Here is a 20,190-nt window from a genome sequence, read left to right as displayed (position 1 = left end):
TTAAAGCACAAGCCTTATAGTCCTTAGGTTTAAAAGAATATTAAGGAGCATTTATGAAGGAATATTCAAAATCAAACCATGTCATTTTAACTTCTCATTCCAATCAGGCGTTTAAAGAATCTGCACCTGTGAAGTGGTGGGCAAAACAGCCCAAAGAAAGAGGCCCTGTAATTGCGACTATTTCTACAAAAGAAAATCGCAATGCCATAGGCTCTCATAGCGGAAGCTATACAGTCTATAGAGCTCTCTCAATTGCAGCAGGAGCTTTCCCTCAAGATCATATTCCCGATCTTACAAATACCAGCCCAACTGTAAATGTGACACCTAAACCAGCTTGGTTTGATGCTAAAAAAATTATATCGCTAGATCCTTGGGGTGCCAGTATTGATGAGGTATTTTGCGAGGATTTAAAGCAAGGCGTAAATATTCAGCCATCTATTGCGATCACACAAGCCCATTTAACATTACCTGAAATATATGAAGCTGTAGATAAGGGGAGATTAAAACCTGATGGCGAAATATTAAAAGAAAATAAAGATGTATTTGTAACTAAAGTCGCAATTGAACCAGTATGGTATCTCCCCGGTATTGCTAAACGATTTGGCATTGAAGAAGGAGAATTGAGAAAAATTTTATTCCAAGAAACAGGGGGAATGTTTCCTGAGTTAGTAACTAGGCCTGATCTTAAAATTTTATTACCGCCAATTGGCAGCACAACAGCTTATATTTTTGGTGACATAAATGCTTTAGCCGATGAAAGTAAACACCTCACATGTCGGGTACATGATGAATGTAATGGCTCTGATGTATTTGGCTCAGATATATGTACATGTAGACCTTATTTAATGCATGGCATTGAAGAGGCTGTAAAAACAGCACAAAAAGGTGGTGTAGGCTTAATTGTCTACTTTAGAAAGGAGGGTAGAGCATTAGGGGAAGTCACAAAATTACTGGTTTACAATGCAAGAAAAAGACAAAAAGGCGGTGATAGCGCAGCAACGTATTTTGAGCGGACAGAGTGTGTCGCTGGTATTCAAGACGCGCGTTTTCAAGAATTTATGCCAGATGTATTGCATTGGTTTGGTATAAAAAAGATAGATCATTTAGTGTCGATGAGCGATATGAAATATAACGCGATTGTAAAGTCTGGCATTCAAGTTTTAAACCGTGTATCTATACCAAAAAACCTGGTACCAGATGATGCCCAAGTAGAAATAGAAGCTAAAAAAGCGGCTGGTTATTATACCGGTGATGAAGATGCGCTATCAGATGAAGAGCTTGATAATGTAAAAGGGCGGGAGTTGGAATGATTTTCACAGATATTAATGACAATGATGTGAGCTATTTATTATCGCCTAAAGAAATTAGAGAGCGAAGTCAGGAAATATATGAATTGAGCTTAGCTGGTAAAGGTGCGTTTAAAATAAATATATCACGGCTAGATGAAGTAGCTGACTATGTATTGGCTGTTATTAAGGATAATTATCCTAGTCTTAATATTCCATTTCACTCTCGCTGGAGCCATTTTCAAGTTGGTAATATAGATAGGTTACAAATTCTCGATGAAAAATTAAATCATTTATCTCTATATGATAAAGCAAGAGCTAAGTTAGATTTGGTTTTAGTTTTTGTACTGTTAGATGCGGGTGCGGGGAGTAAATGGCGTTATTTTGATAAAAATAGTGGCCAAAGTTTTTCCCGTTCAGAGGGCCTGGCTATTGCCAGTTTTGATATGTTTATGGCAGGTGCTTTTTCAAGTGATAAGTCTCATCCCCTGCAAGTTGATGCAGCATCTTTAATGTCATTTAATCAACAAAAATTAGAGGTGGGTTTTCAGGTATCAGATAATAACCCTTTAGAAGGGTTAGATGGTCGCACTAATTTAATATGTGAATTAGGAAATATACTCAATAACAATGATGCTTTTACACATAATAGACCGGGTAATATTCTTGACTTCTTAACTCATAATTATGGAGAAAAGCTCAAGGCTGAGGCTATTTTAGAGAGTGTTTTAATAAATTTTGGCGATATTTGGCCAGGAAGAATATGCATAAATAATATCAATATGGGTGATTTATGGGCGTATTCAAAATTAAAATCTGACGACCCGTTATCTTGTTTAGTACCTTTTCATAAATTATCTCAGTGGTTAACTTATTCTCTGATAGAGCCTATTTTGGAAGCGGGCATAACAGTAACAGGTATTGAAAAGCTAACTGGTTTGGCCGAATACCGTAATGGGGGCCTGCTATTAGATAAGCAATTGATAGTGTTAAAAGATGAAAGTAATCTACTAAAACCACACCTTGCAAATAGTGACTTAATAATTGAATGGCGAGCTTTAACAATTGTATTACTTGATAAAATAGCAGATAGCATTCGAGATAAATTAAATATGTCAGATACTCAATTACCTTTAGCTAAAGTGTTAGAGGGCGGGACTTGGTGGGCAGGTCGAAAAGTAGCACAAACGCTAAGAAATACTGGAGAACCGCCCTTAAAGTTAGATAGCGATGGCACTGTATTTTAAAAGTAAGCCATATACGATTACCAAATACTGGAATAGGACAAGACAATGGAAAAATTAACAATAATTAGTCATCCCGTTTTACAGCATAAGCTTACTTTATTAAGAAGCAAAGAAACTAAATCATGTGAATTTAGGCGTTTATTGAATGAAGTGAGTGGCTTATTAGCTTATGAATCAACAAAACAGCTAGCACTTAAATGTGTTGATATTGAGACTCCTCTAGAGAAAATGAAAGGAGAAGAAGTAGCACAAGCCCCTATCATTGTATCTATTATGAGAGCAGGCAATGGCATGCTTGATGGCTTATTAAATATGTTACCCTTTGCCAGTGCGGGGCATATTGGTATTTATCGGGATAAGTTTATTCAAAATACCGTTGAGTATTATTTTAGGTTACCAAAAGAATCAACAGGCAAAGAAGTGATATTAGCAGATCCTTTACTGGCGACAGGTGATACAGCAATCGCTTGTATAGATAGACTAAAGCAATATGGGGTAGGGAAAATTACCATGATTTGTATTCTAGTCTCCCAAGCGGGTGTAGAAAAATTACATCAATTTCACCCTGATGTGAATATTATTGCAATTAGCAAGGAGAGAGGTTTGAATGAAAAAGGGCATTTATTACCTGGTTTAGGAGATGCTGGAGACCGTTTATACAAAACAACTGATTAGATATAACTAATAGTGTTAAATAAATTATCTGTTTTACTCGGTATTTGAGTTTTTTAATTTGTTATTTTTGTTTTAAATTAAGTTTTTGCATATTAATGCTAAATAATAAAAAAAAACCTGTGCTTACTTTATTTCTTATTGTATTGTTTAGCCATTAGAAAGAGCTAATTTAATTAGCTCTTTCAAAACGGTCCCTGGGCCCTTCTGGGCTTTTTTATTTAGTATAGTCGCCTTACCACTTTGCATTTTTTAATTACAAAGTAAGGCGATATAACTAAATTATTAGAGGTTTAAAAGTAAAAATTTAAGATAAATTTTTAGTCCAAACATCCGCCCAAGTTGCTAAGTATTTATTTTGCTCTATGCCATAGGGTGTTGCACCTATATCTAAGCTGATCATGTAATAAAATACACTACCAAATACAATTTGTATCATTTCATCAGGGCAGTTGCTGCTAAACGATGTATTTTTAATATTAGATGCAATCCAAGGAAACAAATGTTCATCAGCTAGGCGTGAATTGAAAACTTTCATTTTTTCTCTAAGCTCTGGTAAAGTGCCTACTTCGGTTCTGAGTAATATACGTAATGGGCGATATTTTTCACCTATATGTAAAATCATGCGTCCAATTGTCAGCAATTCTTGTTTCACATTACCTAAAGGTAAAGAGAGGTTATGTTGAAAGTCTTCGAGTATCTCAACTTCTGCCTCATCAACAATCGCCTCTAAAACCGACATTTTTGATGGGAAATGACGATAAAATCCACCAGAACGTGCTGTTAAACCGGCTGCTTTTTCTATTGCACCTACTGTGGTTGATGAAAAACCTTGGGTTGCAAAAAGCTCCATAGCCTGAAATTTTAGCTTTTCTCTAGTAGACACCTTCACCTGTCATTCCTTATTTGTAATTATTGCTTTATTTTTATTAATTGAGTTTAACAAAAAATAAAACCATTTTGTTTGAAAAATACTAATGCTTAATTTCAATTTTGTAACAAAACACTTGTTGTTAATACGAATGAGATCGATTATCATTCGCTTGTGGTTTTGAATTTAACTTTAGGAGATATAAATGAGTTTTATTGTGGGAATACGCAACTTTTTACTAAGTTTGTTATATCGGATAATGCGTCCGCTTATTTTTCTTATGGAGCCTGAAAATGCCCATTATAGCTTGAAGAAAATAGGTGTTTTTCTTGGAAGTAATCCATTTACAAGATGGCTAACATCACTACTATTTAATTATAAAAATAAAAAGTTGAATACTAGGGTTGATGGCATTAGTTATAGAAATCCCGTTGGTCTTTCTGCAGGTTTTGATAAAGATGGCGAGTTAACAAAAATATATCCATCTTTAGGGTTTGGTTTAGCTGAATTAGGTTCATTTACTGGGGAAGTGTGTCCAGGAAATCCAGGTAGACGTTTATTTAGAATGGTGAAATCTAAAGCGATAGTTGTATGGTATGGCCTAAATAACCAAGGAGCTGAAAAAATATCATCACGATTAAAAGATGTTAATTTTGGTAAATTACGGGTAGGTATAAATGCAGCTAAATCAAATGTAACACCTGAGTTTGTTTTAAGTGAATCTATCCGAGATTACATTAAAACCTTAACTTTATTTAAAGATATAGGTGATTACTTCACTATAAATATCAGTTGCCCAAACACTCAAGATGGCGAACCTTTCGTAGATAAAAATAATTTAGATGCATTATTACTTGCTGTTAATGAAAAAATTAGAACAATTTCGGATAAACCTATTTATGTAAAGCTGGCTGCAGATATGACATTAGATGAAATTAATGTGATAGTTGATGGTTGTATTGAGCATAAAATGGATGGCGTTGTTTTAACTAACTTAGCAAAACCAGGCTGTAATCAAGAGCATATTCCAGAAGAGTATCCTTCTAATCAAGGTTTATTGCCAAAAGGCAAAGGCGCTATGAGTGGATTACCATTACAGCGTATTTCTACTAATGTGATCCGCCATGTTTATCGTCGTACTAGAGGTAAAATAACTATCATAGGAGTCGGTGGTGTATTTACTGCAAAAGATGCTTATGAAAAAATTACTTCAGGTGCCAGTTTATTACATATGATCACAACTATGATTTTTGATGGCCCACAAAATATTAGTGAAATTAACAGAGGTTTAGTTAAATTATTAAAACAAGATGGCTTTAATTCAATTGAAGAGGCTGTTGGTTCCCGCAATCCATTGCCTAATATAGAAGCCGATATAACAGAAATAACCGATGAATCTAAGGTAGCTTAATCTATGTTTGAACAAGTGGCTTTGAATTTACCTCAGTCAATTTGTAATGAATTTAGGTTGGCGATTAACAGAGGCAGCTGGGAAAATGGCGTGACGCTCACTGAATATCATCGGAAAATATGTGAACAAGTACTTTTTTATCGTGAAGATATCAATTATTTAACTTGTAGGCTGCAATGATATAACAAGCTTATAGTTGAGTTTAGCTATTTTTAATTTGACCTAATCAATAATTGGTTAGGTCAAAGTATCTTTTGTATTATTGGAATAAGTGCTTTAGCTAATTTGTGATGTTGTGCAACTTGCCAATGAATACCTTCTTTCTCACAGGTTCTCACTAGGGTACCTACATCAAAAAAATCACATTTAAGTTGTTTACTTATCGCCAAATAGTGTTTTGTTAATAATTTGGATTTTTCATGGCCATTTTTATAAATACTTGTATAGCAGCCAACTTCATAAATAGGTGGAGGGCATAATAAAAGCACTTTGCTGGAATGCAGGCTTTCTTTATTAAAAAATTGAATTTGTTTAATTAAATCAAAGGTACCAAGAGCTATTTGTTGTGGCGACAATGCAAATTTATTTTTGAGATCATTGGTACCTAACATAATGATTATTAAGTCAGGTGAATGAAGTTCTAATAAAGGCTTTAAATATTGAATGCCAGATTTTGAGCCAAAAAAAGGTGGGTTTTTAATTAAAGTGCGGTTTGGCTGGCCTGATTCGAACACCTGATGCACATTTATTAAGGCCGTTTTTAACAGTGCGGTCCATCGCTCATTATCATCATATCTTGACTGCGTATTTGGGGTGGTACCCCACGTATTAGAATCACCAAAACATAATATTTTTGCCATTAAGAGATCCTAAAATATACCTTTGTCTTTACTTGATTATGAATATACTTTTTCTAATTTAGCAGCTTTTTAATTGAAATTCTAAGTACTCGCTATTTTTTATAGTGAATTACTTTCCACAACACTTTTTGTATTTTTTATTGCTACCACATGAACATGGTTCATTTCTGTTTGGTGTCTTTTCAAAAGTTTGTGTTTTAGGAACGTTTAAAACGGCATCAAGTTCTTTAATGTTTTCTTCAATACCAGCATTAACTGTGATATTTGCGAAGAAGTTATGCTCATTTACAGTGACTTCAACTTCTTCTTTACGTTCATCTGATTGCACGTTTAGTGTCAATGGGTTTGATTCCGTACCTAGCTTAACAGTAGGCTTAGGTTTGTAAGTCCCCATGTTATTTTTACCCATAATATCAGGCTTACCACGGAAGAAAAATTTAGACATGATGTTATCCATATTTGGTGATGTTTTTACACCACAATTTTAAGTGGCGCGCATTCTAACAGTTTATAAAGGTATTAGCTAAAGCAGTTACAATAAAAATCAAATAGTGACTTGTTGCTACGATTTTTAATGGATATAGTGAAGATAGCTATCTCATTGTTATTTTTTGAAAAAGGAACTTGTTATGTTTCCCATGGAAGTTTGGTTAGCTTACACATTAGCGTGTTTATTATTGGTTATATCTCCAGGGCCGGATAATATTTTGGCGATAGGTCGCGGATTGAGTCAAGGTAAACTCGCAGCTTGTATTTCAGGGGCTGCATCTGGAACTGGAATTTCATATTGTAACCGCTACTTTTGATTTAACTTTATTAATAAAAACGTCTGAAATGGCTTTTATGGGGGTCAAATTTTTGGGCGTTGCTTATTTAATTTATTTAGGTATAAAAGTACTTAAATCTCTCAGTTTAATCAACCTTGAGCATGCTGCTAAACAACCTATAAAATCTATTTCCATTACTGGATTTTTATCTGCGGCACTCAACCCAAAGCTTGGGTTATTTGTTTTAGCATTTATCCCACAATTTGTTAATCCAGAGCTAGGCTTTGTTACCATTCAAATGCTAGCTTATGGAATGTGGTTTGCATTTTTAACTGCTGCGGGTTTTTCGCTTATGGGCGTGTTTTCATCAAAGCTTTCTAGTTGGTTAAAACAAAAACCTAAAGTTATTAATGCACTTAATATGGGAGCTGGTTTTACCTCCATAACATCGGGATTAGCTGTTGCAGCTTTAAAGCAAAAGTAAACTAGTGAATTCAATCAAATTAAACCGGTAATGATGCTTTTATTATTACCGGTTTTTTAGCCGTTAAAGTCTAGGAGGCTTGCGATGTAATGTGGCTTGCTCAAATCCAAAAGCTGCTTCTATTAAAGTTCCTTCAGATAATTTTGCACCAAACATTGAAATGCCAACCGGTAAGTGATGTACATAACCCATAGGTACAGTAATGTGCGGATAACCCGATACTGCAGCGGCAGATGATGCTGAACCTAAAAAGTGATCGCCCGTTATCCAATCAGTTTTCCAGGCAGGCTGTGAAGTTGGTGCGATAATTAAATCAAGATTATGCTTTTTTAAAACTAAGTCGATGCCTTTGTCTTGTGTTAATAATTTACTTTTCTCTAAGGCATCTAAATACTGCTGATCTGTTAATTTCCCTTTAGATTGTGCCATTTCAAATAACTCTTGTTCAAAATAAGGCATTTCTTTTGACTTATGTTTTAAATTGAATGTAATTAAAGCCTCAAGGGACTTTGGAGAACGACCTTTAACGTGTTTTAAATAGTTATTTAAACCATGTTTGAATTCATATAAAAGTACTTCAAATTCAGGGCTATTCCATTGACCATAGGTTTCAATATTAGCGTTATCAATAATGATGGCGCCTTGGGCTTTTAAGTCTTTAACAGCTTGCTCAAAAACATCATCTAACTTTTTATGATAACCCATTAAATTACGGGCAATGCCGATACGTTTTCCTTTTAAACCATCGGTTTTAAGGTGCGATAAGTAGTCAACTTTTGAATCTATGCTAGCTGAATCTGACTTATCTTTAGCGACTAATGAATTGAGCATGATAGCCGCATCCGTTACGTTACGTGTCATGGTGCCTGCGGTATCTTGACTACGAGAAATAGGAATAATACCGCTGCGGCTTATAGTGCCTAAAGTAGGCTTAAGACCAACAATACCATTAACAGCTGAAGGGCAGGTAACTGAGCCATCAGTCTCAGTGCCAACGGCTAAAGTTGCAAAGTTAGCTGCAATAGCGATACCTGAACCCGAACTTGAACCACATGGACTAGCTGTTGGATCGTAGGGGTTTTTACTTTGTCCGTATAATCCGCTCCAACCACTAGAAGCATTGGTAGAGCGAAAGTTTGCCCATTCACTTAAATTTGTTTTTCCTAAAATAATAGCGCCATCTTCAATGAGTTTTTCAACCAAAAAAGCATTTTTATTAGGATAGTTATCCGCTAATGCATAAGAGCCTGCAGTATTTGCCATGCCATCATTTGTATCAATATTATCTTTTAATAAAACAGGTATGCCATGTAATGGGCCTTTTTTACCATATTGTAGATAATATTTATCTAGTTGTTTTGCTTGTAAAAGGGCATTTGAATTGAGTTGAACAACGGCATTAAGTTTATTGCCGTTATCATCATATTTTTTAATGCGGTCTAAATAAAATTGAACAAGTTCCTGGCTAGTCAGTTCATCGCTTTGCATTTTTTGATGAATTTGTCTGACTGTTAAATTCTCATTAATATGAGCATGTGACGAAAAAGCATGTATTAACAGTATGGGTATTATTATTTTTTTTAGATACATTTTAAGTCCTAAGGTGTTTTAATAATCTCCGTTATAACTGAATACCTTACAATGTACGAGCTTAATTAAATCAACTAGTAGTTTGTTTTATATGAAAATATATTAAATTGATATAAGTTAAGGCTGTAAAGTTACACTTGCATTTAAACTAAATAAATTAGTGGATGCACATAACTTAGTTACAGCCCTTATTAGGTGGGAGGGAGTTAAAATATCGTGTTTATAAGTATTTACATTGATGTAAAGTTTAGTTTGAATTCTCGATTGCTTCGCGCTGTGCTTTTATCTTTTTAGCAAGTTCATCGGCCGCTCTTTTTGCCTCTTCTGTTGCATCGCTTGCCATTTCTTTACCTTGCTCAACTAAGTCTTTGCCTAATGCTTTGCCTTCTGTTGCTAAGGTATGTCCTAAAGCTTTAGTTTCATCTAATAACTCAGTTAAAGACTCATCTTTAAACTCTTTGCCAGATTCTTTAGCACCTTGCCAAGCTTCACTTAATGCTTGCTTAACATCTTGTTTTACTTCAGTAGCCTCTTGTTTAATCTCTTCTTTTTCTTCGCAACCCACTAATAAAAGGCTAGTGAGTAAAACAAAACTGCTTGTAGTTAATTTAAATATTCTGTTCATAAGACTAAATTCTGTATTGATTTATGCTGAGGGTATTATCTGTTTATACCTTTTCCTCGTCAATAAAATTAAGGCTGGCTTTTTTAGCTGGAATATAAAGCATTGACGTTATAATATTTTGGAAATCAAAACTCTGTTCTTGTACATGTTTAGCAGTAAAATCTAGGAGTTGTTGTTTATCAGGAATTTTCTTGATAGAAATAATTAGAACTATATTTTTATGATCTGGATATTCAACTAAAGTCACATAGTTAAAAGCTTGGCGTATTAATAGTAAGATTTGCTGTAATTGAGCTGCATCTTTAGGAAGTAAGTTTAAAAATATGACTCCATCTTCATTTAGTTGTTGTTTCAATTTATGATAAAAATCGACTTTAAGTACGCAACTACTATGATCTTCACTGTTAAAAATAATAAGGGACTGAAAAACCAAAGGTGATTGCTCAGTTTTCTTAGTTGCGAGCCAACGGTACCCTTTATGTTCTCTTACTTTTGCAATTGCATCAGTTGATGTGCATTTATCTACTGATGGTTTAAATCTTGTATCAGGCTCTGGGGTTACAGTTTCTTTACCAAAAATGGCGACTTTAGTGCCTAGGGATGCATTAATTGTAAGAGAAAAAGAAACATTCATTTTAACGGTTGATGAAAACGATGAAGCACAAAAAATAAATGTATTAGTTGGCTTAGGAATAGCTGAGTGGGTATCGATTTCTGGAAATATTAATGCGGGAACAGAGGTGATTATTCGTGGTGCAGAGCGATTACAATCTGGTGATAAAGTAAGGCGTCAGAAGGATTTAGTAGCAAAAAGATAGCGCAATATACAAGCCCCTACTTTAGGGGCTTAATTTAACTTTAGTTAATTTTTTATAGTGCTTCTATCGTTGCAATAGCTTGACTAAACGCTGATAAATAAAGCTCTAGACATTCGCCTTCTTCTTGCCAATTAACACCTATGATGACACCATCTTCATTTAAATCTTCAACCCAAAACTCAAGCCATTCAGCTACTGATATTTCCGCTGGCGTATAGTTTTTCCATTCATCTACACAGTGAAGTTGAGCCAGTTCACTACTTGACCATGTTGGCATAACATCAGCGTTTTCAAAATTAATAGAATCTAAAACAACCCAATCTTCACTTTCCTTATCTTGAAGCGCCCAAAGTATTTGTGTTGGCTTAATATCAGCTAAAAATGTGGTCAGTGTTTGATTGTTATCTGTCATGGTTTGCTCATTTAAATATAATTAAGAATAAGATTATACGGGGAAGTGTTTTAATGGACAAATTAATAAAAGGTTAAAAAATTAGCTAATAAAATTTGAAAGCTTGGATAGCTAAAATTTGGCTCTGTTGTAGCTAATTGTTGTTTATAATTATCAGTGCCCATAATGCTTTGAAGATAAAGACAATGAAGACTAAATCATTCACTCTAAAACGTAACCAAATAACTTCAGCACTTTTATCTATGACACTAGCACAAAGAGAGGTCATTCATCGATCAATTCGAACATCTCAAGTATAAATGCTCATTCAGGAACTCAGGAACTGTTTCAGCCTATTTTTGATACCAACCCTTCTTGTCCTCACTGTTCTTCAGCACATTTAAGAAAGTGGGGAAAGTCAGGTGGAGCACAAAGATATCGTTGTAATTGTTGCGCTAAAACCTTCAACATTAAGACAAAAACACCTTTGGCTCGGTTAAGGATGTGCCATCTATGGGAAGAGTATGCGCGTTGTATGGAGCTAAAATTAACACTTCGCCAAGCGGCATCTACTTGTAATATTAACCTTAAAACTGAATTTTTATGGCGCATGGCCTTATGTGAATATTGCAGAGCATAAAAACTGTGATCATAAACGATTAATTAATTGAAAAGGCACAGTGATAGAAAATGTTTATCACATCCAAACCGTTAATTGTTTTAAATCACACACTTCAAGAGCTGGGTCATAGGCAAAATGAAAGGATAGCAACTAAGTATTTACCAAGTTATCTCGCTTGGTTTAGAGAAAGCAGCTCAAAGTATGATTTTAAACAAATTTTGGTCACAGCTTATAGGTGACAATAGTGTAATGGAACAGAGCCTAAATTTAAGTGATAAAAACACTTATTTTAGCGCCATTATTGGTAATGACGCTCATCGTTTTAAATTCTGGAATATTATTCTATCATCCTAAAGAAAATTTAACTGTGTGGTTCAGCTTATGGGTAATTTACCCGCTATTTTCTGCGTTACCCCAGAAGTGATTTATCGCACTTTTATATTTAAGCGCTATAAATCATTACTGCCTAATATCAATCAAAGGGTTATTTTAAGCAGTCTTGCTTTTGGCTTTTTACATATCGTTTTTCGTAATTGGCAAGCTGTTGTGCTTTTAATATTGGCAAGTATTATTTTTTGCAATACGTATGTGAAATCTAAATCAGTATTTTTAGTAACGCTTGAGCATAGTTGCTTTGGTTTAATCGCTTATATACAACAGGGATTGGTTATTACTTTGATAGCAGTTTAATTAGTTAGTAATAATTTATGTTTTTAGTTTAATTACACTTAAAATTTCTCTAGAATTCACCCCTTATTTTTATACCTTTTCTGGTTTGATTGAAACCTATACATAAAAATTGAGCAATAGTAATGAATTTTAATAAAGTAGTGGATTTTTCTGCGAAACTAAAAAATAATAAGGTTTTTGAGATTTTTGTGATCTCAATTATTGTATTATCGGCCCTTTTAATAGGTGCAAAAACCTATGAAATACCTGCATCGGCGCTTGGAGCATTAAAATTTTTAGATTGGTTTATAACACTGATCTTTTTATTCGAAATTGTGATCAGGTTCATTGCAGAGCAAGATAAAAAACGCTTCTTTTATAAAGCGTGGAATGTTTTTGATACTTTGATTGTAATTGTGAGTTTAATTCCAATTGAAGACAGTGAGTTAGCTTTAGTAGGGCGTTTAATTCGTATTTTCCGGGTGATGAGAATGGTATCCTTTGTACCTGAACTAAGGTTATTATTAAACTCCTTGTTAAGAGCATTGCCGCAATTAGGTTACGTTGTATTGCTGATGTTTATTATTTTCTATATTTATGCAGCAATTGGCAGTAGTTTTTTTGCAGAAATTAACCCTGTTTTATGGGGACACATATCTATCTCAATGTTGACCCTATTTAGGGTTATGACATTCGAAGATTGGACTGATGTCATGTACGAAATCATGGATGTGCACTCATTATCTTGGATATATTTCTTATCTTTTATTTTTTTAACAACGTTCGCGTTTTTAAACATGGTAATAGGTATTGTTGTAAATGTATTAGAAGATGAGCATTCAAAAGAAAAAGAAGCGCAAGATAAAGAGGATGGCAAACTAACCATTGAAGATTTATCTGCGCAAATTGAAGAGTTGAAAAAAATCATTGCGCAGAAGTAATAAGTTTATATTGGCTGTTACTTTTTTGAAGGTATCAATTTTACATTAATCTTATTGGTATTTGATTTTTCAAAAATCACTCCAGTTGGCCCTTTACTTGGTATTGGGCCTAGTTCTAAATTTAGTTCATTTATTTTCGATTCTTTAGCTAAATATACAGCCCAATAATATATATGCTTAGACTTTGGTGCTTTTATAAATCCGACTCCAATTTTATCTTGTTCATGATAAAACTTTAATTTGCCTAATAGATGTGTTGCATGAGATTTTGACCCTTTGAAACCAGCCCAAACATTTACCGAACTTTCTTGACCGCCGGCTAATGCCTCAACTTGATTTGCCATTCCTATGCCATAATAGTCAGGTAGGGGAAAGTTTTGATCTCTCAAGCGCCTATTTGCCCCACTGTGTATTACCCATCCTGATTCAGCCATTTCTTTAACTTTAATTGTAGCCGCTCTAGTAAGTCTGGCATCGCAGGTTAGGTGGCGCCTTAATTGAGTTGAGTCATTTATAATTAACTGTGTTAATTCTTGAGCTTGGATGTTGTTTCCACATTCATTGTCTTGATTACAAAATGATGAAAAAGATAGTGTTAGCATTGAAAAAAATATTGAATTTTTGAAAAACATGTTTTTAAACCAAATTAATGTAATTCTGATACATTAACACAAAATTTAACAATATGATTTTCGAAAAGTGAAATCAGTTTACTAAGCTGTTAAAATACAGCTAACAATTAATGAGAGATAATAGTTATGTCAGCATTTTGGAATTTTAGAGTTATTTTGTGTGAAGCTGATGGCGATAATGAAGCTTTGTATCAAATCCATGAAGTAGAATATAACCTTAAAGGTAAAGCGGTTAACTGGTCAGAAACAAGCGTCGCACCTTATGGTAAAAGTCTAAATGAATTACAAGAAGATGTTTCGCGCCAACAAAGTGCATTTGAAAAGCCGATTCTAAAACTAAAACGCAAACAACGTGGATATGAATTAGTGGATGTTGCAACGGGAGATGATGCGTTTTCTGAAATCCCAGCAGGTTTAGTTCAAGAGTCGTAAGCTATTCTTGTTGTAGATATAAAAAAAGCGCATATGCGCTTTTTTTATATCTGAAATTAAGTGTCAAAACTAGGCTTGTTTAATATCTGTCACATTTTCAGCTTTGTTAGGATCAGCTTTCTTTTCTTTTGCTGCTTTTTCAGCAGGTGCTTTATTCCCTTTTAAGGCACTCATAAATAATTCTTTATTTTTAGCTATTTCAAGTGCTAAAGTCTCAACTTGCTGTTCACTTAAAGCAACATCAATTTTTTCTAACATTTGCTCCATTGATTCAGCGATATCGAGCATTTTGTCGTAGGCATCAGCATCTTTTTTGCTGGTAAAGGTCATACGCTCCACTCCATTTCTTTCAACCACATATTTGATAACAACAGCCATTATTTATTCCTACAGTACACTGGTTTTTTATACAGTAAACTTTACAGGGTAAAATTTCAAGTCACAAAAGCATTTATTATATTATTTTTGACAAATAGAGAGTTATATTCTTTATTTAAAGGGAAGGTTTTGTAACTTTTATAGTTAACTGTTAATTATCGTCCAAAGATGGACATCATGGAGGAAGAACATGAAGTTTAATACAATTATCGTTTTTATTTTTACATTATTAATGAGTGCGCCTACTACAGTAGTCGCCCAAAACTCTGCTGAAAATGAAGTGGTTGTAAATAATCACTTAATCAACCTTAATACTGCTGATCAAAAATCGCTAGAATTATTACCGGGAATTGGTAAATCGAAAGCAGCTGCAATTATCTTACATAGAGATAAAAATGGGGATTTTAAATCAATAGAAGATTTAAAAAACGTAAAAGGATTAGGTAAAAAGGCCGTCGCGAAACTGGATGGAAAAGTAAGGTTTTAATTAGTTCAAATTAAAAGAGTAAACTAACGGCTTTAGATTACTCTTTTTATAATTGTAGCTAATTATCGAAAAATTCAGATTTAGCCTGTTCAATATATTTTTGGGCAAAATGTAAAGAAACAGGGGTCGTGATTAATGGATAACAAAACCCTACAATCAGTAAGTAAAACATAATTTCCCAGCTATCAATCTTCGCTATAATTAAAAAGATCGGTGTAAGTAATAATAATTTTAAAATATTTAAAATTGTTTTTTGCGGAACTGATAAATGAGTTAACGCTAAACGAACAATTTGAGCACGTTGGGTATACTTTAACCCTTTTAATTCAGGCATATTTCTTGATGTGAAGTACATTTTGTTTCCTATTAAATACGCTTTTTCAGTAAATTAGTTAATATCACTGTAATTAAAATTAAACTGTAAATACCAAAGATAACTTGCATCCAATAAGGCATTGATAAATCTAAAAATTGCCAACTTATTTCACCACAATCCCCCGGTGCGGCAAAAAAGCTAGGGATCCATTCATGTAATGGCATGATACTAGGGAAATTAGGTGTAACTTCACATGAATAGGCAAAGATATCAGTAGTTGTTTGCATATCGATATGTTCTACAGCGATGAAATATCCCCAAATAGCAGAAATTGACCAAATACCATAAGCAATAATCCTAACAAAAATATTATTCGGGTTAGTTAAAGCAATAAGTCCTGCGATAAATATGCCTAAAACAGCCGTTCTTTGGTATATACACATAATGCATGGCGCTAGGTCCATTTTGTATTGAAAAATAAGCGCGGTTACTTCTAGAATTAAAGCACTCATCATGAGAATAAACCATGCAGAACGTTTGAATACTAAATTAGCAATATAAGTCATAAGGACCCTTAATAAAAAAAATGTTTTAAGCGATAAAAAGTCATTCTTTTTTAGCGCTTGTTAGTTATGCTTGATCTGGTACAATCAGTTTAACATAGAGATATTATACCCATTATATCAATTCCATTGAGTCTTAATCAATTTTATTAAATAAGTGTGTGTAGTGGCCAATGTATTGAGGTAAATTATTATTTTGGAAATATCATGAAAATTTTTAACGCAAAAAGCCCCGCTGGCTTTGCTGAAGAATACATTGTTGACTCGATTTGGAATGGTGATTTTCAACCTGGTTCTATCTTACCGGCTGAACGTGAACTATCTGAAATTATTGGTGTTACAAGAACAACCTTACGAGAAGTATTACAACGATTATCTAGAGATGGTTGGTTAACGATCCGTCATGGCAAACCAACTAGAGTTAATGATTTTTGGGAAACATCAGGCCTTAATATCTTAGAAACGTTAGCGCGTTTAGATAATGAGAAAATGCCAGAGTTAATAGATCAATTATTATCTGCGAGAACAAATATCAGTGCGATATATACGCGTGCTGCAATAAAAAATAATGCAGAAAAAGTGATTAAAATCTTAAAAAGGGGCGAAGAGATAGCAGATACTGCTGAGGCGATTGCTGAGTATGATTATCGAATGCACCATGAATTGGCTTTTGCATGTGGTAATCCTATTTATGTATTAACTCTTAATGGCTTTAAAGGTTTTTATTCAAGAATCGCAACACATTACTTTTCGGATCAACGTACTCGTGATTTAGCTCGTTCTTTTTATAAAGATTTAATATCACTTGCAGAGCTAGGTAAACACGACCAAGCGATATATCTAATTCGTCAATATGGTATAGATTCAGGGGTTATTTGGCAAGAATTAAAAGAAACCTTACCTGAAGGCATTATGGATATATAAAACATAATGCTTTGTAGAATAGTTCGTTCTTGAGCGAACTATTTTTTGTTTGTTTTCCCACCGTTCGTTTTTATCAATTATATACATCGTAAAATACAATTGTTATTTAATTGATTATCCCCTTATGATGTTCTCAGAAAATAAAAAATGAAAAATAATTGAAAATTCATAAGTTTCTACTTGGGTTTTTATATTTAGTCACTATATTAATAGCGACGGACATTTTCCGTTATATCGAATTAAATTAATTTATTGGAGATCACAATGGGTGTATTAGTAGGCCGTCAGGCACCAGATTTTACAGCTGCAGCAGTACTTGGTAACGGTGAAATCGTAGATGCGTATAACCTTCACGAGTCAATTAAAGGTAAAAAAGCAGTAATTTTCTTTTACCCGTTAGATTTCACTTTCGTATGTCCTTCAGAGTTAATCGCATTTGATAAACGTTTTGCTGAATTCCAAAAACGTGGTGTTGAAGTAATTGGTGTTTCTATTGATTCACAATTCTCACACAACGCATGGAGAAACACACCAGTAAATGAAGGCGGTATCGGTCCAGTACAGTACCCTCTAATTGCTGATGTAAAACATGATATCTGTCAAGCATATGACGTTGAGCATCCAGAAGCTGGTGTTGCGTTCCGTGGTTCATTCCTTATCGATGAAGCTGGTGTTGTACGTCATCAAGTAATCAATGATTTACCACTAGGTCGTGATATTGACGAAATGTTACGTATGGTTGATGCTTTAGCATTCCACACTGAGCACGGTGAAGTATGTCCTGCTGGTTGGTCTGAAGGTAAAAAAGGCATGGACGCAAGCCCAGAAGGCGTTGCTAAGTTCCTAGCTGAGAACGAAAACGACCTATAACTTTATAATTATAATCGTTTAAGAAACCGCCTTTTGGCGGTTTTTTCATTTCTATAACAGATAAATTTATTAGCTAAACTCGCATCTTGAAGTTGATTGGGTATAATGTCGAAAAATTTAGCTCTGTGGATAACCCAATGCAAATTCTTGCTGATCAAAACATGCCTTTAGTTGAAGAGTATTTTTCTGATTTTGGTCAAATAACCCGTTTTGATGGTCGTTCAATCACTTCCGATATGCTGATTGATGTCGATGTATTATTAACGCGCTCTGTCACTAATGTAAATGCTGATTTATTGGCTCATGCTAATAAATTAAAATTTGTTGGTACAGCTACAATAGGCACGGATCATATTGATCAAACTTATTTAGCGGATAAAAATATTTATTTTACGAGTGCACCCGCATGTAATTCAGTTGCCGTTGCAGAATATGTTATTAGCGCTATATATGCTTTATCTCAAGAAGATGACTTTAAAGTTCAAGATAAAGTGGTTGGTATTATCGGTATTGGCAATATTGGTACACGATTAAATGCGAAATTAAAAGCGCTGGGTATTAAAACTTTATTGTGTGATCCATTAAATCAATCTAATGATTTAGAGTATGTTTCTTTTGAAACCCTTATCGCACAATCAGATGTCATTTCATTGCATGTACCTTTGATTAGTGAAGGCAAAAATAAAACAAAGCATTTATTTAATGGGCGAATATTAAATACTTTAAAACCAGGTACTATTTTAATCAATGCGAGTCGCGGTGATGTGATTGATAATCATGCGTTACTTGATCTTATGAAGCAAAATAAATCGCTTTCGTTAGTATTAGATGTTTGGGAAAACGAACCAAATATTTTAACTGAACTACTAGATTATGTGCGTTTTGGCTCTGTTCATATTGCAGGACATACATTAGAAGGTAAAGCCCGTGGTACATTCATGTTATACCAAGCTTTATGTAAACAAAATAATGTTGAAATTAAATATCAGTTAAATGATTTCTTACCAGAACCTGTTATTAAAAATATAAGCATTAATCAAAATTTTGGGCCGTCGGATTTAAGATCTCTAGTGCATCATATTTATGATGTGCGCTGCGATCATAGTCTGATCCGGCACCAATTAACAGTTAAAGGTTTTGATTGCTTAAGAAAAAATTACCCTGTTAGGCGTGAGTTTTCCGCTATAAATATATTGGGCACAAACAAACAACAAGCCGATCAATTATCAAAGTTAGGCTTTGCTATACATAATGAGGAAAAATAATGTCACAACAATTTAATGTTGCAATATTAGGAGCAACCGGCTTAGTTGGTCGTCAAATTATAGAAACATTAGCTGATAGAAAGTTTCCAGTTGAGGAGCTTTTTCTATTAGCTAGCGATAAAAGTGCAGGCGAAGAAATTAAGTTTCAGGGTAAAGAAATTGAAGTGCAAGATGTTGCTAATTTTGATTTTTCAAAAGCTCATATTGCTCTATTCTCTGCGGGAAGTGAAGCGGCTGAGCAATACGCATATGTAGCAGCTGATTCGGGCTGTATTGTCATTGATAATTCTTCAAAATTTCGCTCATCATACGATGTGCCATTAGTGGTACCTGAAGTGAATCCTGATACGTTAGCTGATTACCGTAATCATAATATTATAGCTAATCCAAACTGCGCCACAATTCAACTGATGTTGGTGCTAAAGCCAATTTATGATGCATATGGCATAGATCGTGTAAACGTATGTACGTATCAATCAGTATCAGGCGCAGGTAAAAAAGCATTAGATGAATTAGCAAAGCAAACTGCTAATTTAATGAATGCACGCCCACTAGATAATGATGTTTTTGATAAACAGATCGCATTTAATGTATTACCAAAAATTGATGATTTTGCTGATAATGGTTATACATTAGAAGAAATGAAGATTGTTGAAGAAACGCAAAAGATATTAGGTGATAGCAGTGTAATGGTAAACCCAACAGCTGTTCGTGTCCCTGTATTTTATGGTCATGCTGAAGCGGTTCATTTAGAAACGCGTTCTCCTGTTGATATTGAGCATATAAAACATTTATTAAATGATGCGCCTGGTGTTCAATTAATTGAAGATGAAAATGACTACCCAACACCTGTCACTGATGGCAGTGGCTCAGATGAAGTTTTTGTGGGTCGTCTAAGAGCGGATATTAGCCATCCTATGGGATTAAATCTTTGGATTGTATCGGATAATACCCGTAAAGGAGCTGCAACAAATAGTGTGCAAATAGCTGAAACTTTAATAGCATCATATTTATAGACTTAGTTAAACAAAAAAGGCCTTAGGGTCTTTTTTTGCCTCTTATGAATACA

At 34.2% G+C, this 20,190-nt stretch carries 26 protein-coding genes and 1 pseudogene; 16 read left to right on the top strand and 11 right to left on the bottom strand.

All coding sequences use genetic code 11. The features are described from left to right. Positions 1-53 precede the first annotated feature (53 nt). From PSA_RS14545 to upp, 3 genes are read left to right on the top strand one after another with little or no spacing between them, the layout of a single operon-like run. On the top strand, positions 54-1,310 hold the full coding sequence (locus tag PSA_RS14545) for a GTP cyclohydrolase II (RefSeq protein WP_042142359.1): 1,257 nt from the start codon (positions 54-56) through the stop codon (positions 1,308-1,310). Then, entirely contained in the window at positions 1,307-2,533 is a 1,227-nt protein-coding gene (locus PSA_RS14540) for a DUF1688 family protein (protein ID WP_042142357.1), read from the top strand. The genes PSA_RS14545 and PSA_RS14540 overlap by 4 nt, the downstream gene beginning before the upstream one ends. A gap of 45 nt (positions 2,534-2,578) precedes the next feature. Then, the gene (upp, locus tag PSA_RS14535; protein ID WP_042142355.1) at positions 2,579-3,208 is read left to right on the top strand and encodes a uracil phosphoribosyltransferase; all 630 of its coding nucleotides are present in this window, start codon (positions 2,579-2,581) and stop codon (positions 3,206-3,208) included. Positions 3,209-3,512: 304 nt separating this feature from the next. Here the strand turns inward: upp and PSA_RS14530 are convergent, their stop codons facing one another. After that, the gene (locus tag PSA_RS14530; protein ID WP_127924042.1) at positions 3,513-4,097 is read right to left on the bottom strand and encodes a TetR/AcrR family transcriptional regulator; all 585 of its coding nucleotides are present in this window, start codon (positions 4,095-4,097) and stop codon (positions 3,513-3,515) included. 184 nt (positions 4,098-4,281) lie between these two features. On the opposite strand from PSA_RS14530, the gene PSA_RS14525 reads away from it, so the two are divergent. Further along, positions 4,282-5,487 carry a quinone-dependent dihydroorotate dehydrogenase gene (locus PSA_RS14525; protein ID WP_042142353.1) on the top strand — a complete coding sequence of 402 codons (1,206 nt, stop codon included), beginning with the start codon at positions 4,282-4,284 and terminating at the stop codon, positions 5,485-5,487. A gap of 242 nt (positions 5,488-5,729) precedes the next feature. On the opposite strand, the gene PSA_RS14520 is transcribed toward PSA_RS14525, so the two are convergent. Further along, the gene (locus PSA_RS14520) at positions 5,730-6,347 is read right to left on the bottom strand and encodes an SGNH/GDSL hydrolase family protein (RefSeq protein WP_042142351.1); all 618 of its coding nucleotides are present in this window, start codon (positions 6,345-6,347) and stop codon (positions 5,730-5,732) included. Between the two features lie 109 nt (positions 6,348-6,456). After that, the gene (locus PSA_RS14515) at positions 6,457-6,792 is read right to left on the bottom strand and encodes a PBPRA1643 family SWIM/SEC-C metal-binding motif protein (RefSeq protein ID WP_042142349.1); all 336 of its coding nucleotides are present in this window, start codon (positions 6,790-6,792) and stop codon (positions 6,457-6,459) included. Between the two features lie 184 nt (positions 6,793-6,976). On the opposite strand from PSA_RS14515, the gene PSA_RS26390 reads away from it, so the two are divergent. Together PSA_RS26390 and PSA_RS14510 are read left to right on the top strand one after the other, a co-directional pair. Next, the gene (locus tag PSA_RS26390) at positions 6,977-7,153 is read left to right on the top strand and encodes a hypothetical protein (protein ID WP_231665266.1); all 177 of its coding nucleotides are present in this window, start codon (positions 6,977-6,979) and stop codon (positions 7,151-7,153) included. Then, positions 7,110-7,598 (top strand): LysE family translocator, encoded by a 489-nt coding sequence (locus PSA_RS14510; protein WP_337589988.1) that lies wholly within the window; start codon positions 7,110-7,112, stop codon positions 7,596-7,598. The genes PSA_RS26390 and PSA_RS14510 overlap by 44 nt, the downstream gene beginning before the upstream one ends. 63 nt (positions 7,599-7,661) lie before the next feature. On the opposite strand, the gene PSA_RS14505 is transcribed toward PSA_RS14510, so the two are convergent. From PSA_RS14505 to PSA_RS14495, 3 genes are all read right to left on the bottom strand, one after another. Next, the gene (locus tag PSA_RS14505; protein WP_042142347.1) at positions 7,662-9,188 is read right to left on the bottom strand and encodes an amidase; all 1,527 of its coding nucleotides are present in this window, start codon (positions 9,186-9,188) and stop codon (positions 7,662-7,664) included. Between the two features lie 247 nt (positions 9,189-9,435). Further along, the gene (locus PSA_RS14500) at positions 9,436-9,813 is read right to left on the bottom strand and encodes a hypothetical protein (protein WP_042142345.1); all 378 of its coding nucleotides are present in this window, start codon (positions 9,811-9,813) and stop codon (positions 9,436-9,438) included. Between the two features lie 43 nt (positions 9,814-9,856). Continuing rightward, positions 9,857-10,447 carry a hypothetical protein gene (locus tag PSA_RS14495; protein ID WP_042142343.1) on the bottom strand — a complete coding sequence of 197 codons (591 nt, stop codon included), beginning with the start codon at positions 10,445-10,447 and terminating at the stop codon, positions 9,857-9,859. Here PSA_RS14495 and PSA_RS14490 point away from each other — a divergent pair. Next, on the top strand, positions 10,404-10,631 hold the full coding sequence (locus PSA_RS14490) for a hypothetical protein (protein WP_042142341.1): 228 nt from the start codon (positions 10,404-10,406) through the stop codon (positions 10,629-10,631). The two genes, PSA_RS14495 and PSA_RS14490, sit on opposite strands and share 44 nt — an antisense overlap. 52 nt (positions 10,632-10,683) lie before the next feature. Here the strand turns inward: PSA_RS14490 and PSA_RS14485 are convergent, their stop codons facing one another. Then, positions 10,684-11,043 carry a DUF2750 domain-containing protein gene (locus tag PSA_RS14485; RefSeq protein ID WP_042142339.1) on the bottom strand — a complete coding sequence of 120 codons (360 nt, stop codon included), beginning with the start codon at positions 11,041-11,043 and terminating at the stop codon, positions 10,684-10,686. Between the two features lie 185 nt (positions 11,044-11,228). Between PSA_RS14485 and PSA_RS24640 the strand changes: the two are divergent. The 3 genes and pseudogenes from PSA_RS24640 (at position 11,229) to PSA_RS14475 (ending at position 13,254) form a co-directional block, all read left to right on the top strand. After that, positions 11,229-11,883, top strand: a pseudogene (locus PSA_RS24640) (hypothetical protein). Between the two features lie 142 nt (positions 11,884-12,025). Continuing rightward, entirely contained in the window at positions 12,026-12,334 is a 309-nt protein-coding gene (locus PSA_RS14480) for a CPBP family intramembrane glutamic endopeptidase (protein ID WP_052379793.1), read from the top strand. A gap of 122 nt (positions 12,335-12,456) precedes the next feature. Beyond that, complete coding sequence (locus PSA_RS14475; RefSeq protein ID WP_042142338.1) at positions 12,457-13,254, top strand: ion transporter; 798 nt, start codon at positions 12,457-12,459, stop codon at positions 13,252-13,254. Positions 13,255-13,271: 17 nt separating this feature from the next. Here the strand turns inward: PSA_RS14475 and PSA_RS14470 are convergent, their stop codons facing one another. Further along, entirely contained in the window at positions 13,272-13,886 is a 615-nt protein-coding gene (locus PSA_RS14470) for a hypothetical protein (RefSeq protein WP_052379792.1), read from the bottom strand. A 126-nt stretch (positions 13,887-14,012) separates the two neighbouring features. On the opposite strand from PSA_RS14470, the gene PSA_RS14465 reads away from it, so the two are divergent. Next, a complete protein-coding gene (locus PSA_RS14465; RefSeq protein ID WP_042142336.1) occupies positions 14,013-14,318 on the top strand; it encodes a hypothetical protein in 306 nt (101 codons plus the stop codon). A 69-nt stretch (positions 14,319-14,387) separates the two neighbouring features. Here PSA_RS14465 and PSA_RS14460 read toward each other — a convergent pair whose 3' ends face one another. Then, positions 14,388-14,696, bottom strand: a complete 309-nt coding sequence (locus PSA_RS14460) for a YebG family protein (RefSeq protein WP_042142334.1) — start codon at positions 14,694-14,696, stop codon at positions 14,388-14,390. A gap of 190 nt (positions 14,697-14,886) precedes the next feature. Here PSA_RS14460 and PSA_RS14455 point away from each other — a divergent pair, with 190 nt between their 5' ends. Further along, positions 14,887-15,183, top strand: a complete 297-nt coding sequence (locus tag PSA_RS14455) for a ComEA family DNA-binding protein (protein ID WP_052379791.1) — start codon at positions 14,887-14,889, stop codon at positions 15,181-15,183. Between the two features lie 58 nt (positions 15,184-15,241). On the opposite strand, the gene PSA_RS14450 is transcribed toward PSA_RS14455, so the two are convergent. Both PSA_RS14450 and dsbB read right to left on the bottom strand, forming a co-directional pair. After that, positions 15,242-15,538, bottom strand: coding sequence for a DUF6170 family protein (locus PSA_RS14450; RefSeq protein WP_042142332.1), 297 nt, complete (start codon positions 15,536-15,538; stop codon positions 15,242-15,244). A gap of 11 nt (positions 15,539-15,549) precedes the next feature. Beyond that, positions 15,550-16,065 carry a disulfide bond formation protein DsbB gene (gene dsbB / locus PSA_RS14445; protein WP_042142330.1) on the bottom strand — a complete coding sequence of 172 codons (516 nt, stop codon included), beginning with the start codon at positions 16,063-16,065 and terminating at the stop codon, positions 15,550-15,552. 204 nt (positions 16,066-16,269) lie between these two features. Between dsbB and fadR the strand changes: the two genes are divergently transcribed. From fadR to PSA_RS14425, 4 genes are all read left to right on the top strand, one after another. Continuing rightward, the gene (fadR, locus tag PSA_RS14440; RefSeq protein ID WP_042142328.1) at positions 16,270-16,986 is read left to right on the top strand and encodes a fatty acid metabolism transcriptional regulator FadR; all 717 of its coding nucleotides are present in this window, start codon (positions 16,270-16,272) and stop codon (positions 16,984-16,986) included. A gap of 264 nt (positions 16,987-17,250) precedes the next feature. Further along, positions 17,251-17,856 carry a peroxiredoxin gene (locus PSA_RS14435; protein WP_042142327.1) on the top strand — a complete coding sequence of 202 codons (606 nt, stop codon included), beginning with the start codon at positions 17,251-17,253 and terminating at the stop codon, positions 17,854-17,856. A gap of 137 nt (positions 17,857-17,993) precedes the next feature. Beyond that, positions 17,994-19,121, top strand: coding sequence for a 4-phosphoerythronate dehydrogenase (locus PSA_RS14430; protein WP_042142325.1), 1,128 nt, complete (start codon positions 17,994-17,996; stop codon positions 19,119-19,121). Further along, positions 19,121-20,137, top strand: a complete 1,017-nt coding sequence (locus tag PSA_RS14425; protein ID WP_042142323.1) for an aspartate-semialdehyde dehydrogenase — start codon at positions 19,121-19,123, stop codon at positions 20,135-20,137. Before PSA_RS14430 ends, PSA_RS14425 begins: the two co-directional genes overlap by 1 nt. Positions 20,138-20,190 lie beyond the last annotated feature (53 nt).

It is taken from the genome of Pseudoalteromonas sp. '520P1 No. 423', from assembly GCF_001269985.1.
In the GTDB taxonomy this organism is placed as follows: domain Bacteria; phylum Pseudomonadota; class Gammaproteobacteria; order Enterobacterales; family Alteromonadaceae; genus Pseudoalteromonas.
Note: the sequence above shows the minus strand (reverse complement) of the source record. Positions and strands in the feature narration are given on the sequence as shown.

Excerpts from the sequence above, each read along its gene's own strand:
- PSA_RS14545 (WP_042142359.1), top strand. The coding sequence starts at position 54 with ATGAAGGAATATTCAAAATCAAACCATGTCATTTTAACTTCTCATTCC.
- PSA_RS14540 (WP_042142357.1), top strand. The coding sequence starts at position 1,307 with ATGATTTTCACAGATATTAATGACAATGATGTGAGCTATTTATTATCG.
- upp (WP_042142355.1), top strand. The coding sequence starts at position 2,579 with ATGGAAAAATTAACAATAATTAGTCATCCCGTTTTACAGCATAAGCTT.
- PSA_RS14525 (WP_042142353.1), top strand. The coding sequence starts at position 4,282 with ATGAGTTTTATTGTGGGAATACGCAACTTTTTACTAAGTTTGTTATAT.
- PSA_RS14520 (WP_042142351.1), bottom strand. The coding sequence starts at position 6,347 with ATGGCAAAAATATTATGTTTTGGTGATTCTAATACGTGGGGTACCACC.
- PSA_RS14515 (WP_042142349.1), bottom strand. The coding sequence starts at position 6,792 with ATGTCTAAATTTTTCTTCCGTGGTAAGCCTGATATTATGGGTAAAAAT.
- PSA_RS26390 (WP_231665266.1), top strand. The coding sequence starts at position 6,977 with ATGTTTCCCATGGAAGTTTGGTTAGCTTACACATTAGCGTGTTTATTA.
- PSA_RS14505 (WP_042142347.1), bottom strand. The coding sequence starts at position 9,188 with ATGTATCTAAAAAAAATAATAATACCCATACTGTTAATACATGCTTTT.
- PSA_RS14500 (WP_042142345.1), bottom strand. The coding sequence starts at position 9,813 with ATGAACAGAATATTTAAATTAACTACAAGCAGTTTTGTTTTACTCACT.
- PSA_RS14495 (WP_042142343.1), bottom strand. The coding sequence starts at position 10,447 with ATGAATGTTTCTTTTTCTCTTACAATTAATGCATCCCTAGGCACTAAA.
- PSA_RS14485 (WP_042142339.1), bottom strand. The coding sequence starts at position 11,043 with ATGACAGATAACAATCAAACACTGACCACATTTTTAGCTGATATTAAG.
- PSA_RS14480 (WP_052379793.1), top strand. The coding sequence starts at position 12,026 with ATGGGTAATTTACCCGCTATTTTCTGCGTTACCCCAGAAGTGATTTAT.
- PSA_RS14475 (WP_042142338.1), top strand. The coding sequence starts at position 12,457 with ATGAATTTTAATAAAGTAGTGGATTTTTCTGCGAAACTAAAAAATAAT.
- PSA_RS14470 (WP_052379792.1), bottom strand. The coding sequence starts at position 13,886 with ATGTTTTTCAAAAATTCAATATTTTTTTCAATGCTAACACTATCTTTT.
- PSA_RS14465 (WP_042142336.1), top strand. The coding sequence starts at position 14,013 with ATGTCAGCATTTTGGAATTTTAGAGTTATTTTGTGTGAAGCTGATGGC.
- PSA_RS14460 (WP_042142334.1), bottom strand. The coding sequence starts at position 14,696 with ATGGCTGTTGTTATCAAATATGTGGTTGAAAGAAATGGAGTGGAGCGT.
- PSA_RS14455 (WP_052379791.1), top strand. The coding sequence starts at position 14,887 with ATGAAGTTTAATACAATTATCGTTTTTATTTTTACATTATTAATGAGT.
- PSA_RS14450 (WP_042142332.1), bottom strand. The coding sequence starts at position 15,538 with ATGTACTTCACATCAAGAAATATGCCTGAATTAAAAGGGTTAAAGTAT.
- dsbB (WP_042142330.1), bottom strand. The coding sequence starts at position 16,065 with ATGACTTATATTGCTAATTTAGTATTCAAACGTTCTGCATGGTTTATT.
- fadR (WP_042142328.1), top strand. The coding sequence starts at position 16,270 with ATGAAAATTTTTAACGCAAAAAGCCCCGCTGGCTTTGCTGAAGAATAC.
- PSA_RS14435 (WP_042142327.1), top strand. The coding sequence starts at position 17,251 with ATGGGTGTATTAGTAGGCCGTCAGGCACCAGATTTTACAGCTGCAGCA.
- PSA_RS14430 (WP_042142325.1), top strand. The coding sequence starts at position 17,994 with ATGCAAATTCTTGCTGATCAAAACATGCCTTTAGTTGAAGAGTATTTT.
- PSA_RS14425 (WP_042142323.1), top strand. The coding sequence starts at position 19,121 with ATGTCACAACAATTTAATGTTGCAATATTAGGAGCAACCGGCTTAGTT.